At 40.7% G+C, this 16,704-nt stretch carries 17 protein-coding genes and 1 riboswitch; of the genes, 10 read left to right on the top strand and 7 right to left on the bottom strand.

The features are described from left to right. The first annotated feature begins 144 nt into the window (after nt 1-144). The 5 genes from AC3ZVC_RS22655 to AC3ZVC_RS22635 all read left to right on the top strand — a co-directional run bounded on the left by AC3ZVC_RS22655 (nt 145) and on the right by AC3ZVC_RS22635 (nt 4,693). The gene (locus AC3ZVC_RS22655; RefSeq protein WP_490065342.1) at nt 145-681 is read left to right on the top strand and encodes an RNA polymerase sigma factor; all 537 of its coding nucleotides are present in this window, start codon (nt 145-147) and stop codon (nt 679-681) included. After that, on the top strand, nt 656-1,270 hold the full coding sequence (locus tag AC3ZVC_RS22650; RefSeq protein ID WP_490065341.1) for a YhfM domain-containing protein: 615 nt from the start codon (nt 656-658) through the stop codon (nt 1,268-1,270). Before AC3ZVC_RS22655 ends, AC3ZVC_RS22650 begins: the two co-directional genes overlap by 26 nt. 214 nt (nt 1,271-1,484) lie before the next feature. Beyond that, complete coding sequence (locus tag AC3ZVC_RS22645; RefSeq protein WP_490065340.1) at nt 1,485-2,780, top strand: ABC transporter substrate-binding protein; 1,296 nt, start codon at nt 1,485-1,487, stop codon at nt 2,778-2,780. Between the two features lie 63 nt (nt 2,781-2,843). After that, complete coding sequence (locus AC3ZVC_RS22640; RefSeq protein WP_144543175.1) at nt 2,844-3,827, top strand: carbohydrate ABC transporter permease; 984 nt, start codon at nt 2,844-2,846, stop codon at nt 3,825-3,827. Continuing rightward, complete coding sequence (locus tag AC3ZVC_RS22635; protein ID WP_490065339.1) at nt 3,824-4,693, top strand: carbohydrate ABC transporter permease; 870 nt, start codon at nt 3,824-3,826, stop codon at nt 4,691-4,693. The genes AC3ZVC_RS22640 and AC3ZVC_RS22635 overlap by 4 nt, the downstream gene beginning before the upstream one ends. Nucleotides 4,694-4,726: 33 nt before the next feature. Here the strand turns inward: AC3ZVC_RS22635 and AC3ZVC_RS22630 are convergent, their stop codons facing one another. The 7 genes from AC3ZVC_RS22630 to AC3ZVC_RS22600 all read right to left on the bottom strand — a co-directional run bounded on the left by AC3ZVC_RS22630 (nt 4,727) and on the right by AC3ZVC_RS22600 (nt 10,254). Beyond that, entirely contained in the window at nt 4,727-5,476 is a 750-nt protein-coding gene (locus tag AC3ZVC_RS22630) for a hypothetical protein (protein ID WP_490065338.1), read from the bottom strand. 336 nt (nt 5,477-5,812) lie between these two features. Beyond that, on the bottom strand, nt 5,813-6,586 hold the full coding sequence (locus AC3ZVC_RS22625; protein ID WP_490065337.1) for a TatD family hydrolase: 774 nt from the start codon (nt 6,584-6,586) through the stop codon (nt 5,813-5,815). Nucleotides 6,587-6,598: 12 nt separating this feature from the next. After that, nucleotides 6,599-7,333, bottom strand: coding sequence for an ABC transporter ATP-binding protein (locus tag AC3ZVC_RS22620; protein ID WP_490065336.1), 735 nt, complete (start codon nt 7,331-7,333; stop codon nt 6,599-6,601). Continuing rightward, complete coding sequence (locus tag AC3ZVC_RS22615) at nt 7,330-8,097, bottom strand: ABC transporter permease (RefSeq protein WP_490065335.1); 768 nt, start codon at nt 8,095-8,097, stop codon at nt 7,330-7,332. Before AC3ZVC_RS22615 ends, AC3ZVC_RS22620 begins: the two co-directional genes overlap by 4 nt. Further along, entirely contained in the window at nt 8,094-8,387 is a 294-nt protein-coding gene (locus tag AC3ZVC_RS22610; protein ID WP_490065334.1) for a thiamine-binding protein, read from the bottom strand. The genes AC3ZVC_RS22615 and AC3ZVC_RS22610 overlap by 4 nt, the downstream gene beginning before the upstream one ends. 14 nt (nt 8,388-8,401) lie before the next feature. Continuing rightward, nucleotides 8,402-9,403, bottom strand: coding sequence for an ABC transporter substrate-binding protein (locus tag AC3ZVC_RS22605; RefSeq protein ID WP_490068989.1), 1,002 nt, complete (start codon nt 9,401-9,403; stop codon nt 8,402-8,404). Nucleotides 9,404-9,517: 114 nt separating this feature from the next. After that, a riboswitch (TPP riboswitch) is annotated at nt 9,518-9,626 on the bottom strand. Nucleotides 9,627-9,840: 214 nt separating this feature from the next. After that, nucleotides 9,841-10,254: a YkvA family protein gene (locus AC3ZVC_RS22600; RefSeq protein WP_490065333.1), complete on the bottom strand. Its 414-nt coding sequence runs from the start codon at nt 10,252-10,254 to the stop codon at nt 9,841-9,843. A 143-nt stretch (nt 10,255-10,397) separates the two neighbouring features. Here AC3ZVC_RS22600 and AC3ZVC_RS22595 point away from each other — a divergent pair, with 143 nt between their 5' ends. The 5 genes from AC3ZVC_RS22595 (at nt 10,398) to treC (ending at nt 16,624) form a co-directional block, all read left to right on the top strand. Further along, complete coding sequence (locus AC3ZVC_RS22595) at nt 10,398-11,108, top strand: NAD-dependent protein deacylase (RefSeq protein ID WP_490065332.1); 711 nt, start codon at nt 10,398-10,400, stop codon at nt 11,106-11,108. A 127-nt stretch (nt 11,109-11,235) separates the two neighbouring features. Beyond that, the gene (gene tatA / locus AC3ZVC_RS22590; RefSeq protein ID WP_026582264.1) at nt 11,236-11,421 is read left to right on the top strand and encodes a twin-arginine translocase TatA/TatE family subunit; all 186 of its coding nucleotides are present in this window, start codon (nt 11,236-11,238) and stop codon (nt 11,419-11,421) included. Between the two features lie 306 nt (nt 11,422-11,727). After that, the gene (gene treP, locus AC3ZVC_RS22585; protein ID WP_490065331.1) at nt 11,728-13,134 is read left to right on the top strand and encodes a PTS system trehalose-specific EIIBC component; all 1,407 of its coding nucleotides are present in this window, start codon (nt 11,728-11,730) and stop codon (nt 13,132-13,134) included. Nucleotides 13,135-13,224: 90 nt separating this feature from the next. Then, complete coding sequence (locus AC3ZVC_RS22580; protein WP_490065330.1) at nt 13,225-14,901, top strand: glycoside hydrolase family 13 protein; 1,677 nt, start codon at nt 13,225-13,227, stop codon at nt 14,899-14,901. 37 nt (nt 14,902-14,938) lie between these two features. Further along, on the top strand, nt 14,939-16,624 hold the full coding sequence (treC, locus tag AC3ZVC_RS22575; RefSeq protein WP_490065329.1) for an alpha,alpha-phosphotrehalase: 1,686 nt from the start codon (nt 14,939-14,941) through the stop codon (nt 16,622-16,624). Nucleotides 16,625-16,704 lie beyond the last annotated feature (80 nt).

The following is a 16,704-nucleotide window of genomic DNA, read 5'->3' as shown; positions in this document are numbered from 1 at the left end:
GGTATATTGATTAAAGTTTGCATTTTATGACATAAATGCAGATGTACCAATAAGAGAGGCCTGGAACCTCTGCTTGAAAATTGGAAAAATAGTGTTTCTTTTTTTCATCTGATTCGTCTAATAATATGCGAGGGGGCGCCACTAATGGAGAGAATTTCCGCAGAAGCATTTGAAGAAATGTACAATGAATATAGCGATCGTATTTATGGATACATATTTCTTCTCGTAAATGATAAAGAGGTTGCAGAAGATTTAACCCAGGATACCTTTATTAAAGCCTTTAAATATATGAACCAATTTAATGGGGAGTCTCAAATCTTTACATGGCTTGTACGGATATCCAGAAATGTTGCCATTGATTATTTGCGCAAGAAAAACAGGTTTAAATTTTTTTCTATTGAGAAATTCCAATTGCCTTCAGATCAAGAAACTCCCACGGAAATTATTATTAAGGGAGAAAAAGCAGCACTCTTATATGAAGCAATCCGTCATTTGAAATTAAGCTATCAAGAAGTGCTAATTTTAAGAAAAATAAAGGAGTTTTCCATTAAGGAAACATCCGAAATTTTGAATTGGAATGAGAATAAAGTAAAAATCACCACTTCCCGTGCACTCGCCGCGCTAAAAAAAGAACTTGAGAAAAGGGGGGAGATCCATGAAGAACTCATCCGGATTCGATAATTCATTCAGTGAATTAAACCGGATCCCACGGCCGCAAAAACAAAAACAAGAGAGCTTCCGAAAAATAATCAACGAAATAGAAAGAAAACCAGCTGTGAAGAGATACATCTTCCCACGCTTTCTAACTGCTGCCGCTGCATTGGCTGCCTGTGTCCTTTTTGCTTTCATCATTTATTCTGAGGTTGACATGACACATGGCAATAATAGCGAATCCATGGAAGGAATAGGCAATAGTATTATTATCCAGACAGCTATTTCTTTATCGGAATCAGAAAAGACTTTTTCAGCAGGCCGAACTGATTCAGCAAAATCAGCGATTGTACAAGATGAAAAATGGGCAAATACAGTGAGAAATGCTATTGACTCAGCAAAGCCGGCAGATGCAGTCCTCTCATCCAAACCGCTGTATGATGTACAAATCATGTTAAAAGGCAAAGAGCCGCTCAAACTTAAAATCTGGGAAGAGGATGGCGAAGTATTTATCAGACCAATGGCAAGCGAAGAGATGTACAAAGTTTCATCTGAAAAAAGCGGCCTTTTCCTCCAATACTTAAAAGCCATATCTGAAAGCCTTCAAATGACTCCTTAATCTGACTCCAATAAGGAGTCTTTTTTTGTCTTGAATTCCTATATCTTGACAAATTCCGAGAAAAATTTCAAAAAAATGTTTAAAACCTGAATGTCAGGGGTACTTCTATCCTTGTTGATAAATTATTTTAATATCTGGCCAGAATAATTCCTTTGCGCAAAGGTATAGGCAGTTTCTTAAAAACAAAAGATATAAATCTCATAGGGGGAGCATCATGAAAAAAGGAATTATCTTTATTATTTCAGCAATCCTGCTTTTAGGGACCTTGGCGGGATGCTCTGGGGAAGAGAGTGCACAGGCAGAAAAAACAAAAGACGGCAAGGTGATCGTTGATTTTTGGAGTTTCTGGGGTTCTGAAACAAGAAGACCTATTATCGAAAAAATAATAGATGATTTTAACCAGTCACAGGATGAGATTTTTGTAAAGCATACATATTTGCCATGGGGCGATATATGGACTAAAAACCTTGCATCCGTTGCTGCCGGGAACCCGGCGGATGTTATTATCAATGATATCAATTCGGTAGCACAACGTGCGGAAAATGAGCAGGTTGAAGATTTAAGCAAGTATATGGATGACTCATTTAAAGACCAATTCTATCCGCATTTATGGGAAACAGTCATGTATGAGGACAAGCCTTACGCTGTTCCATTTAACACAGATACGAGATTGCTATTTTATAATAAAGACGCATTTAAAGAAGCGGGGCTTGATCCTGAAAATCCGCCTGCAACGTGGGCAGAGCTTGAGGAATATGCTGAAAAGCTTGATATTAAAGACGGCAGCCGCTATGAACGTGTAGGCTTTTATCCGCTTTGGGGCAGCATTGGTGCTGCAAGCTGGATGACAAGTGCGGACGGCGGTAAAGGATTTATTAAAGATGGAGAATTATATATCAATACTCCTGAAAAGAAAGAAGCTCTTGAATGGCTTCTAGGCTGGAAGGAACGGCTTGGTGAAAAAACTGTCCAATCCTTCGAAGCTGAGTTTGGCAGTGAACAATCAAATCCGTTCATCGCAGGCAAAGTAGCGATGTGGATCGATGTCGGTACATTCTATACGCAGATCCGTGATTATGGGAAAGATATGAATTTCGGCGTTGCCCCGATTCCTGCTTATGAAGAAGGGGCAGGCAACTGGAGCGATGGCGGCGGTTTCGTGGCAGAAGTTCCAAAAGGCGCCAAGCATCCTGAGGAAGCAATGAAATTTATTGAGTATTTAACAGGTCCGGAAGCACAGAAGTACTGGGCAATGGAAAACTTTGATAACGTCGCAAACATTGAAGCGGCAGAAGCTGCGGTGGAAGAGCTACAAGGTGATGATAGATATGTTTATGAAGCTTCCGTGAAAAACCTTGAACAAACACAATTGTTCCCGGTTCCGGTTGAGTACCCGGATTATCAAAGCCGGATCAATCCGCATATAGACAATGTGCTGTTAGGGAAAACCACACCTGAAAAAGCGCTTGAAGAAGCAGAAAAAGATGTAGAAAAACTGAAAAGAAAGTAAAGGAAAGAGAGAAGGGACCGTCCTTCTCTCTTTAAAATACAACAAAAAGAGGGGTGTATGGGGTTGAAATCTTATGATACAACGATAGCACGCCGCGGGACGGACATTGCAGGCGAAAAAGAGAAAAAGAAAACGGCTGGCAAGCGGCTGTCCCGCCAAACAAGGGAGAATATTTTTGGCTATCTATTCATCAGTCCGTGGATTATTGGTTTCTTGGGACTGACGCTTGGTCCGCTTTTATTTTCTTTATTTGCAAGTTTTACAGACTATAATATTACTTCAAAAATGAATTTTATCGGCCTTGATAATTTTAAAAGAATGTTTACAATTGATGACCTTTTTAAAACTTCTTTATGGAATACTCTTTATTATGTATTATTTTCAGTTCCGCTTACAACTGCAGGAGCCATCTTCCTGTCGGTTCTGTTAAATCAGAAGATAAAAGGGATGAAGTTTTTCCGTACCCTTTATTATTTACCGGCAATCCTCTCCGGTGTTGCAGTTTATTTTTTGTGGATGCAGCTGTTGAGTCCTTCGACAGGACTTGTAAATACTTTTCTTGGATGGTTTGGCATTGAGGGTCCCGCCTGGCTGTTCGATCCGGAATGGACGAAGCCTGCATTGCTCCTGATGAAAATGTGGAGTGTTGGAGGAGGAATGCTTCTCTACCTTGCAAGTTTACAGGGAGTGTCTTCCTCCATGTATGAAGCTGCCGAACTTGATGGGGCAGGTGCGATGCAAAAATTCTTTTATATTACACTGCCAATGATTTCACCGATCATCTTTTTTGATGTGCTTACAAGTACGATTGGTTCATTCCAAATCTTCCAGGAAGCTTACGTTATGACAGAAAACGGAAGCGGTGGACCAGGAAACTCACTATTATTTTATAACCTTCATATGTGGAATAATGCATTTGAAGTATTTGACATGGGATATGCATCCGCGATGGCATGGCTTCTCTTTATAGTAGTCATGATTCTGACCGTAATCAATATGAAGCTGGGCAAAAAATGGGTACATTACGAGGGGGGAGACAATAAATGAGAACGGCTGCCGCACCAAAGGTTTATGAAACGAAAAAGTTTAAAGAGAAAGTTAAGCAGACTATTGTTTTTACCGTATTATTAGCAGGAAGTGTTTTGATCCTTTCGCCGCTATGGTGGATGATTTCAACCTCCTTAAAATCTCCCGCCGAGATTGCCCAGTATCCGCCTACTTTTATACCAAGTGAATTTCATTTTTCTAATTATGCGGAAGCCTGGAAGACTGCTCCGTTTACACGCTGGGCAATGAATACTTTCATTATTGCTTTTTGCGGAATGGTTGGCAGTGTGCTGGTTAACTCATTAGTTGCCTATGCGTTTGCAAAAATCCGTTTTAAAGGAAGAAATTCGTTATTTGTGGTTGTTTTGTCAACGATGCTGATTCCCGGTTTTGTTACGATGGTTCCGCAATATATCTTATTTTCCAAGCTTGGCTGGGTAAATACATATTTGCCGCTAATCGTTCCTGCCTTTTTGGGAAGTGCTTTTTTCATTTTCCTTTTGCGCCAGTTCATGATGACCATACCGAATGAACTGATTGAAGCAGCAGTGCTCGATGGAGCAAACCATTTACAAATCTGGTGGCATATCATGCTTCCGCTTACGAAGCCTGCTCTCATTACAGTAGCCATTTTCTCATTTAATGGTGCATGGAATGACCTGCTCGGGCCATTGTTTTATTTAAATGATGAAAGTTTATACACCCTGCAAATCGGACTTCAAACATTTAAAGGTACAGTGCAAACCCAATGGCATTACTTAATGGCCATGTCAGTAATGGTATTGCTTCCAGTTGTGCTGTTATTCTTCTTCTTTCAAAAGTACTTTATTGAAGGTTCTAACATAGCATCAGGTACAAAGGGATAGAAAAATTGGCTAAGCTGCTGCTTAGCCGATTTTTTATTGTATGGGGCAGTAGGTTCTCCATTCTCCTTCAACGCAAACTCTGTGGCGTGGAACATAGCATTCAGCCATGACGGCATCTGCATTTAAGCCGTTTGCAGCCAGTTGAAAAGAGACAGAAGCTTCAGATTCCTTGTCAGCCGGAGCACAAGAGTAACCGCCGCGCCATTCATATTTTGTACAGTAGTAGCAGAGTTCACCTGCAGCTCTATTTTCATCAGAAGAGACCTCTTTATATGTCGATGCATCCTCAAGCATCTGTTTCTTTTTTACTTCCACTTCAGCCAGATACTCTTTAAACATGCTGTCTTCAGAAACATCTATTTTGCTTTCTTCACCTGTCGCCAGGTCTTTTACATAAAAGGCCTTATCGTCCATAAGCCTGCTATAGTCGACAAGGCGGGCTTTCAATCCGCTGCCGTCAAACTCGTAAGAAAAGGATAAAAGGGAGGAGAAATTTACAATTGCATCATCATTCAGAAAAAATTTTTCTTCATTGTATTCCATTTCATATTGGACAGACCATCCGTACTGGCTGCCACTCACATCTATAAGAGGCTTTGGCTGCACGGGAGCATCTGTTAGGAAGTAAGTTTTAAATTCCTTATACTCTTCAGTCTTCTTTACTTTCTTTATAAATTTTTTTTCGCCTAAATCTTCAGCACCGCTTTTGGGCTGTGCAAATACATTGCCAGAGAAAGCTAGTAAAATAGTCAAAAGCACGAAAATATACTTTTTCAAATTCATACCCCCTAAAAGTATCGTCCAATATAAGAATAACCCAAATTTCCAAAATAAGGAATGGTGCGAAATGATTATATTTATCTAGTTTATCGAGACTATTCTGATACTTTGTAAGCCGAGAGTTTATCAGCAGTTAGGGCTCAACCGGAAATAAAAGAGGTGCTATTATTATTCCGACTAAAGCAGCAAATCGGATAAGAAGCAGCATCAAAGGGATTAAAGATGGCCATTGAACAAGATATCCATTACAGATAGAAGAAGAGACATAAAAACGGCCATTTGATTTTAAATGGCCGTACAGTCAAAAGGTTTTCCCGGTTTGTAAGCAGAAAAATGAAATCATATATTATAGAAGCTTTTGGTATTTTTGAAAAGCTGTTTATAAACACTTTCTAAAGGTTCTTTTTTAATATCTGCCAAGGTTTTGATGGAATGCTGCAACATCGCAGGATGGGTAGTTTGGCTTTTGAATGGCCCTTCAAATGGCCATGGACCATCCGTTTCTGCCATCATCCTTTTCAGCGGATAATTACAGACAAGATTCTGAATTTCTTTTTCATAGACGATATCTGGAGTAAAGGATATGTAAAACCCGTTTGAAATTAACCTGCTGACTGTTGCCTGGTCACCTTTAAACCAATGAAAGTGGGCCTTTTGAACAGAATGCTTTTCTAATAGATTGCATACAATTGGTGCATCATCATATACAGCGTGAAGGGCAATGGGTTTATTCCATCGTTTAGCCAGTTTAATAAATTCTTCGAGCAGAACTAAATAACCTTCAATCTGAAAGGTGTCTCTAGCATGCTCTTTCCTCAAATAGTAGGGCAGCCCGACCTCTCCCACAGCTGTCATTTGATCTATATGAGTCTCCATCCACATAAAGAGATCTGAAAGATCCTGATCGTTTGGCAAGTCTTGTTCAGGATGAAAACCGAAGGCAGGTTTTATATTAGGATATTCGTTTGAAAGCAAGAGATTCCGTTTGCAGGACTCCAAATCAAACGAAACCGTAATCACTGATAGCTGGAATGGTGAATCTTTAAAGATTTCTTTTATTTCTTCATCACTATATTTATCAAGATGAATATGGGCATCAATTAATTTATCCAAAATATTCACCCTCTAATGGTTTTTTAAGGCCGTATGTATTTCTCTTTTGCATGCAAGGAATTTTTCATCGAGCAGAAGCTCTCCTCTCCTAGGCCGGGAAAAGGGCATATTAAATTCATGAACCACCTTAGCAGGCTTGCTGCTGAGAACTAATATACGGTCGGAAAGATAAATGGCTTCTTCTATATTATGTGTAACAAATAGGATGGTCGGCTTATGTTCACTCCATATATCAAGCAGCCATTTTTGCATATCGTGGCGGGTCAGTTCATCCAATGCCGAAAAAGGTTCATCCAGCAGGATCACAGGCTGCGGGCTTAAGAGTGCCCGAATAAAAGCTGCTCTTTGCTTCATGCCCCCAGAAAGCTCATGAGGATAGGCATTCTTATAGTCTGAGAGACCTGCTTTATGAAGCATATCCCTGGCTGTATCAGGATCTGAATTCCCTTTAAGCTCCTGTCCAAGGAGGACATTTTGGAGAATTGTTCTCCATGGCATTAAGGAGGGTGTTTGAGGCATGTAGCTGATAGACCCTCGTTTGCCGTTGATTTTCTCACCACTCAGCTGAATCGTACCCTCATCTGGCAAAAGTAAACCGCCAATCAGGTTAAAAATGGTGCTTTTTCCGCTCCCGGATGGACCCAGGATCGAGACAAATTCGCCATCGTTTATATGAAAGCTCAGATTGCTAAGAACCAGATTTGAATCAAAGCTTTTAGTTAAATGCTCAAGGGATAATTGTATCATTTTCTAGCACCCTCCTGTGTTTTCCATTTGACCAGCAAGCGCTCTGCCAAAAGAATAGCTCCAAAAAACAGCAAGCTGAGCACCATGATGGCAAATATGGCTACAAATACACGGTCCGTCCTAAACGACGAGGAGGCGAGTGTCATATACACGCCTATACCGGCCTTTGCGCCTAGCCATTCTGATATTACAGCCCCCATGACACTGTAGGTTGCAGAAATTTTCAGGCCGGAAAATAAAGAAGGAAGTGAGTATGGAAGCTCCAATTTCCAAAACAGCTGTCCTTTGCTTGCTCCTGCCATTAGCATATAGTGCTTAAGTTCTCGGGGTGTTTGCCTGAAGCCATCCAAAGCGGCAACTGTAATCGGGAAAAAGCAAACCAGTGTGATGACGATCAGTTTTGGAAGGATGCCGAATCCAAACCACACTACCAGCAAAGGGGCCAGAACAATGATTGGTACATTTTGCGATAGGATGAGGAGCGGGTAAATCGACTCCCTTAAAAAAGGCAATAAGTGCAGCAATACGGCTGTAAGCAAGCCGATTCCCGTACCAATCGCAAACCCCAATAAAGATAGCATGACAGTGGATTGAAGATGAAGGAGAAAGCCGTCCCATCCGGCAACCGCTTCCTGAAAAATATCAGTCGGCGGCGGCAGCAGCCATGCAGGGACTTCAGCCAGCATGATTGCCAGCTCCCACAGAATGAATAAAAGGAGGAGAACCGCAGCGGGTCTCCATCCTTTCATTAAAACATTTTTCATGGACGGTATTTCTCCGTTAAATCATTCATTTCAATTCCAGTTGGCTGATATAGGATCTTCACCTGTGAAATAACATTGCTGCTTCCTTTTTCAATCATTTTAGTATTCATATCTGCGATGATTTTCAATAAATGTTCCAGATCGCCTTCCATTGTTGTTTCCAGGGGGTGAACCTCATATTTAACCCCCGATTCCTGTATTACGCTGATGGCTTCGTCAACATATGGTATAACATTTTCCCCATTTTTTGTTTTCGGTATGATTTGAATACTTACAAGTGCGTTTGCCATTTCATTAACTCTCCTTATTCCGGCAGGAAGTCATTTGTAAAAGCTTTGCCGGCATCTAATTCTTTATCTAAAAGGCCATTTTCATGCATCCACTCTGCATAGTTTTCCCAAACTTCAAGCTTTTGTTCACCCCATCTGGCTGCATCGTCCTGATAACGGGGAGAAAGCCATTCCTGACTCTTTTTAACCAGTTCGCTATCAAGGTCTGGAGCGTTCTCGAGAAGAATATCAGCTGCTTCATCAGGGTTTTCAATAGCATATTCATAGCCTTTGGATGCCGCTTTGACAAAAGCTTTTACGGTATCCGGATTATTTTGTATCATTTTCTCATTGGTAGCCAATACAGGTGTGTAATAGTCCAGTTTTTCCGAGTAGTCAGTCAGGTAGACCATATTAATCTTTTCCCCTCGAAGCTCGGCTTCTACACCTGTCCAGCCATAATAAATCCATGCAAAATCTATATCTCTCTTAACAGCCGTAAAAAAATCAGCGTCCCCCATGTTGACAATCGACACTTTCTCAACATCTGCATTCTCTGTTATCATCAATGACTCGATTACTGATTTTTCAACCGGCGCTCCCCAGCCACCATAAGTTTTCCCTTCAAAATCCTTTGGTGTTTTAATATTTTTATCTGCTGGGGAAGCAAAGCCGGATGTATTATGCTGAATAACAGCAGCGATCGATACGAGCGGAACACCCTGTACCCGGGCTTCCGTGATGCTTTCCTGATAGCTGACACCGAAATCCGCCTTACCCGATGCCGTCAGCTGGTCTGCACCAGCTTCTCCAGGCATAATGATTTCCACGTCAAGTCCTTCCTCTTCAAAATAGCCTTTGTCCTTAGCTGCGTATAAGCCTGTATGATTGGTATTTGGTGTCCAGTCCAGAACGACAGTGACCTTTTTTAATTCTTCCTTGTCCTTTTCTCCGTTTCCCGGCTGTGTTTCTTGCTCATTCCCGGCACAGCCGGCGAGCATTAGGACAGTACAAACAGCTGCCATCCATCTTTTCATCATTAACCCTCCTGTTTGCTTTATGTAGTGTTTTCCGGAAAGATAATTATAGCTTGCCCTGAAAAAATAAAAACGCCCCGGCATAAATACCAGAGCGCATATAACAAACATTTTTATGTTTAAGAATATGTTCCCTACGCTGGTATGAGCCAGATCAGGTTCAAAGGGTCAACATCTTATGATGAAGTCTCAACCGGCTATACCGGTTCCCCTACAATTCTTGCTATTCAATTTTAGACAAACAATCTGCAAAAATAAATACCTTCATGAGGCGTTCTATTCTAAAGCTTCTATGACTTTCCTTCACTATTATAACAAAAGGTATAAAAATGGACAGCAAAAAGTTTATAGTTCGTCGGCAAACTTTTTATTATCTGCCTTTCCAAAGCTTCGCAAAAAACAAGCGGTTCTGTATAATCCGGCAGTTTCAAGTATTTTTATTCCATTTCAATCGACCGGCTTTCCTTCCAGATTTTAAACTTTTCAAGCTCTCCTGTAATTTGACTTACAGCAAATCCAAGCACCGCTGCATCATCAATGATTCCCATTCCTGCTAAAAAATCGGGTACAAGGTCCACTGGTGAAACGAAGTATAAGATTGAAGCGATAATAAATAGGATCGATTTTTTTGAAATGTGCTTGTAATCTCCTTTGGACCAGGATTTAACCAAGTCAATCAAAAGCTGAAATTTTTCCCATATATCACTTAATGAAGATTTATTCTGATTAGCTTTTGTTGTCGCTTTGCTCAGCAATCCTCTTGTTTTTACAGGATCTTCCACATATCTCTTAGCTCTAGAAGAGAACCTTTTAAAGCCTTCCCGGTAATCTTTTGTTTCCGTCTCTGGCATTGCAATCACTCCTATATTGATAAATGGCGTAAACACATATAATCTATTATTTACCGCATACATAGGAAGACATAAACATTTTATCCTTTGAAAAAGATGGAAACAGCATTTTATTGGAAAGATATATTTAGGAGATGATAACTATGCTTGAAAAATGGCTGAAAGAATCAAAGTATACCGTTATTTTAACTGGAGCAGGTATGTCCACGGAGAGCGGTCTGCCTGATTTCAGGTCTGCTAATAATGGAATGTGGAAAAAGAAGGATCCTGGGAAAATAGCCAGTACAGAAGCTTTAAATCATAATGTAAATGAGTTTATTGAATTTTATCGGCACAGGGTCACAGGCTTAAAAGAATGTAAGCCTCATAAAGGGCACTATATTCTCGCAAATTGGGAAAAAAGGGGCATTCTCCAAAGTATCATTACCCAGAATGTAGATGGATTCCATGGGCTGGCCGGCAGCCGCAATATATCTGAGCTTCACGGGAACTTGCAAACGCTGCACTGCCAGGAATGTAAAAAAGAATATCCGAGTGAGGAATACCTGCATGACCATTATCATTGTACATGCGGGGGAATGCTTCGCCCTTCAATCGTCCTATTTGGCGAAATGCTTCCTGAGCTGGCACTGGATTTTGCGGCAGAGGAATCAGAGAAGTCTGAGCTTTTTATTGTGCTTGGTTCATCCTTGACCGTTACTCCGGCCAACCAGTTCCCGTTAATAGCCAAACAAAACGGTGCAAAGCTCGTAATTGTTAATATGGAGCCTACGGATTTTGATTTGTATGCAGATGAAGTTATCCATAACCGGAAAATTGGAGAGGTGCTAGAAGAACTAGATAGAGTTATCTAAGTCTAAAAAGTAAAACTCCGGCTATGCTTTTTTCATTGTTTCTACTATAATGGACAGTGAACCTTGATATTGCCTATTGTCTTTTCGAATAATCCTCATGCGATTCGATATAGAAGGAGTGAATAGAATGTTAACAAACATTGGAATCCCGGGTTTAATCCTGATTTTGGTCCTGGCTCTTATTATTTTTGGGCCAAAGAAGCTGCCTGAAATAGGGAAAGCTTTTGGAGAAACCTTAAAGGAATTTAAAAAGTCTACTCGTGAATTAACAAATGATGATGACGATGATAAAAAGAAAGAGCAGCTCAAATAAGAATGAAAGCCGGCTTCAGACCATTTAGGTCTGGCAGCCGGCTTTTTTGTTGTTTCAAAGCTTTTCTCGGGTATATATCAAATGGAAAGTAACGGCAAAGAAAAAATAGTTGACGAAACATGTATATACAAGATAAAATGAAAGCGTAAACAGATCATGTATATACAAGTTGTTTTTCAATAGTCTGAATAACGTCTTGCATTATCCAAGAAAATGGATAGATATGTAGTGAACGAGAAGAATATAGAAGAACCTTACAGCTGTTTTTTCAGAAGAATGAAAACGGTAACAGGAGGAGAGAGAAGAATGAGTGCAAATAAACAGTCAGCCGAGCAAATAGTAGAAGCAATTGGCGGCAAAGAGAATATCGCAGCTGCCACTCATTGTGTGACACGGTTACGATTTGCGTTAAAAGATGAAGGAAAAGTCGATAAGGAAAAACTCGAAAATATAGATGTTGTAAAAGGCTCGTTTTCCTCCAACGGTCAGTTCCAGGTTGTCATTGGACAAGGGCTCGTTGATAAAGTTTATAAAGAAATGACAGAAGCAACAGGTATTGGGGAATCTTCAAAAGAAGAAACAAAAAGTGCAGCTGCCGAGAACTTGAATCCATTGCAGCGCGGCATTAAAACGCTGGCGGATATCTTTATTCCAATCTTGCCTGCCATCGTAACAGCAGGTTTGTTAATGGGTATAAACAATATTATGACAGCGCCTGATATTTTCTTTGATGATCAGTCGTTTGTTGAGGTTTATACGAACTGGGCTGATTTGGCGAGCATCATTAATTTGATTGCCAATACAGCATTCGTATTTCTGCCAGGCTTGATTGGCTGGAGTGCTGTAAATCGATTTGGCGGAAGCCCGCTCTTAGGTATGGTATTAGGTTTAATGCTTGTTCACCCGGATCTTTTAAATGCCTGGGGCTATGGTGCGGCAGAGCAAATTCCTAAATGGAACCTATTCGGACTTGAAGTAGAAAAGGTAGGCTATCAGGGCCAAGTGCTGCCAGTATTATTTGCTTCATATGTGCTTGCGAAGATTGAAGTGTTTTTACGAAAAAGAATTCCGGATGCATTTCAGCTATTGACAGTTGCTCCAATTGCTTTATTGGTTACAGGTTTCCTATCATTTATTGCTATTGGACCTATCACATTTACAATCGGAAGCTGGATTACAAATGGTGTTGTTGGAATCTTTGATGCTGTTCCAGCCCTTGGCGGCCTAATATACGGAGGATTATACGCTCCGCTGGTTATTACGGGTATGCATCATACATTCCTTGCGGTCGACTTACAGTTAATTGGCAGCATCGGCGGTACATTTTTATGGCCAATGGTTGCCCTATCCAATATCGCACAGGGGTCAGCGGCATTAGCCATGATGCTGTTAAGTAAAGGAAACGAAAAGTTAAAGGGCCTTGCACTCACTTCATCAATTTCAGCATACTTGGGTGTAACGGAACCGGCAATGTTTGGGGTTAACCTTCGATTTAAATATCCGTTTTTTGCAGCTATTATCGGTTCTGCGATTGCCGGTATATTCATCACAATCAACGGAGTTAAAGCACCATCAATCGGTGTAGGCGGTTTGCCGGCATTCTTCTCTATTTTTGCGGAAAACTGGGGAGCTTTCTTCATTGGAATGGGAATTGCACTAGTCGTACCGTTCGTTCTGACAATGATCTTTTCAAAATTTAAAAAAGCTGAATAAATCTTTGATACCATGGAATATTTTTGATTCCATGGTATCGCCATTTTTTTAGTGTACCACTGGAAATTATAAAAATATCGGGGGTGTCAAATGAAGAAGCAATGGTGGAAGGAAAGTGTAGTTTACCAAATCTATCCGCGCAGCTTCATGGATAGCAATGGCGATGGAATAGGAGATCTTCAGGGAATCATTTCGAGGCTTGATTACTTAAAGGAGCTAGGAATTGATGTTGTATGGCTTTCGCCGGTTTATAAATCACCCAATGATGATAATGGCTATGATATTAGCGATTATCAGGGGATTATGAGTGAATTTGGAACAATGGAAGATTGGGAAGAACTTCTAGAACAGATGCATAAGAGGGGCATTAAGCTCATTATGGATTTGGTTGTAAACCATAGTTCTGACGAGCATATTTGGTTTGCTGAAGCCAGTAAATCGAAAGACAATCCATACAGGGATTACTACATATGGCGGCAAGGCCAGAACGGAGAAGAGCCCAATAACTGGGGCAGCAACTTTGGCGGCTCGGCCTGGGAGTTTGATGAGAATACCGGCGAATACTATTTGCATCTATTTTCGAAAAAACAGCCGGATTTGAATTGGGAAAATCCAAAACTAAGGAATGAAATTTATGACATGATGACATGGTGGCTTGAAAAAGGCATTGATGGATTCAGAATGGATGTCATTAACTTCATATCCAAAGTGGACGGCCTGCCTAATGATAAACCAAAGCCTGGCAAGAAATTTGCTTCAGGCAGCAAGTATTACCGTAATGGACCAAGAATCCATGAATATTTGCAGGAAATGAATAAAAAAGCTTTATCCCATTATGATGTGATGACTGTGGGTGAAATGCCGGGCGTTACGCCCGAATGGGCCAGGCAGTATACAGGCGAAGACCGGAACGAATTAAATATGGTCTTCCAATTTGAACATGTCAGCCTCGATAACGGGCCAAATGGCAAATGGGATCTGATGCCTCTTAATTTACAGGACTTAAAGGCTAATCTTACCAAATGGCAAAATGAACTGGATGAGGTTGGCTGGAACAGCCTTTATTTTAATAACCATGATCAGCCGCGCTCCGTTTCAAGATTCGGCAACGACAGCAAGTACCGGGAAAAGTCTGCTAAGATGCTTGCCACTCTGCTTCACATGATGAAGGGGACTCCCTATATTTATCAAGGGGAAGAAATAGGCATGACAAATGTCCGGTTTGAAAGCATTGATGAATACAAAGATATTGAAACTCTCCATTTTTATAAAGAAGCGCTCAATGATGGCTGGTCTGAACAGGAGGCCATGGAAAGCATCTATGCAAAAGGGCGTGACAACGCTCGTACACCGATGCAATGGGATTCGTCAAAGCATGGCGGATTTACTGAAGGCGCTCCCTGGATAAAAGTGAATCTAAATTATAAACATATTAATGCAGCACAGGCGCTGAAAGATCCAGACTCTGTTTTTCATTATTATAAAAAACTAATTGAACTCCGAAAGCAATATGACATCATTGTATACGGCAAATATAACTTAATCCTGGAGGATCATCCGGAAGTTTATGCATATACAAGATCTCTTGGTGATCAAACACTTCTAGTAGTATGCAACTTCTATGATGGGAATCCTGAAGTTGTCATCCCGGCGGGTTTACTGGAAAGCGAGCATAAGTTGCTTATTGGGAATTATGAAGGCTTTCAGGGGACCGGGAAGATTAGCCTGCGGCCATATGAGGCCCAGGTGCTACTTTTTTTTAAATAAGAAGAGATAAAAAATACTAAAAACAGGTGTGATTCAAATGAAACAACCTTGGTGGAAAAAAGCAGTTGTATATCAAATTTATCCGAAAAGTTTTAACGACACAACAGGCAATGGGGTGGGGGATATTCCTGGCATCATCGCCAAACTGGATTACTTAAAGGAATTGGGTGTTGACGTCGTTTGGCTCACACCGATTTATAAGTCTCCGCAGCGTGATAATGGCTATGATATTAGCGATTATTTCAGCATCCACGAAGAATATGGAACGATGGAAGACTTCGATAAGCTACTGGAAGAGGCACATAGCCGTAATATTAAAATAATTATGGACATTGTTGTCAACCACACTTCAACAGAGCATGAATGGTTCCAGGAAGCAAAAAAATCAAAAGACAACCCGTACAGGGATTTTTATATTTGGAAGGACCCAAAAGCTGATGGAACTGAACCAACAAACTGGGAATCCAAATTTGGCGGAAATGCATGGGAATATGATGAAACAACAGAACAATACTACTTGCATCTCTTTGACGTCACCCAGGCAGATTTAAATTGGGAAAATGAAGAGCTTCGACGCAAAGTCTATGACATGATGAAGTTCTGGTTTGATAAAGGGGTTGATGGTTTTAGGCTTGATGTAATCAACCTGATTTCCAAGGACCAGCGCTTTCCGGATGATGACGGGGCTATACCGCCAGGCGATGGCAGAAGGTTTTATACAGATGGACCGCGTGCCCATGAATTCATGCACGAAATGAACCAGAAAGTATTCTCTAAATATGACAGCATGACGGTTGGCGAAATGTCCTCCACAACAATCGACCATTGCATCAAATACTCAAATCCTGAGCGTGAAGAATTAAGTATGACATTTAATTTCCATCATTTAAAAGTGGATTATCCTAATGGCGAGAAATGGGCTTTGGCGGACTTTGATTTCGGGGCATTGAAACAGATTTTGTCCAAGTGGCAAGCTGAAATGCATAATGGTGGCGGATGGAATGCACTGTTCTGGTGCAACCATGATCAGCCCCGTGTTGTCTCAAGATATGGAGATGATCAGAAATATCACCGTGAATCTGCGAAAATGCTGGCAACCACAATCCACATGATGCAGGGAACTCCTTACATTTATCAGGGAGAAGAGTTTGGCATGACCAACCCTGGATTTGGCAGCATTGAAGAGTACCGTGATGTAGAATCATTGAACATTTATAATATTCTTCGAGAAAAGGGGCTGTCTGACAAGGAGATTATCGAGATTTTAAAAAGCAAATCCCGTGATAACTCCCGTACGCCTGTCCAATGGGATACAACTGAAAATGCTGGCTTTACAGAAGGAACGCCGTGGATCAATGTAGCTTCCAATTACACGGAAATCAATGCGGAAAATGCAATAAAAGACCAGGATTCTGTTTTTTATCATTATAAAAAACTGATCCAGCTCCGAAAGCAATATGACATTATCACTTCCGGAGATTATGAATTAATTTCCGAGGAGCACCCAGATGTATTTGCCTATATTCGTAACGGTGAAAATGAGAAGCTCCTTGTGATAAATAATTTTTATGGTAAAGAAACCTCATTTAAAATACCGGGTGCAGTTAATTTAGAAGGATACAATTCAGAAATATTGCTATCCAATTACGAGGGTTCACCTTCGGCAGCAAAAGAAATCAATTTGCGTCCATATGAATCAGTGATTTACTACTTGAAAAAATAAATGGAAAAATCCTCCTGCAGATGAGGCTGCAGGAGGATTTTTGTTATGGAAAGGCACTTATAAACGAAATTATTGATATA

Source organism: Cytobacillus sp. C11.1, assembly GCF_058145115.1.
The sequence above is the reverse complement of the archived record's forward strand: the minus strand, read 5'-3'. Positions and strand labels throughout refer to the sequence as shown.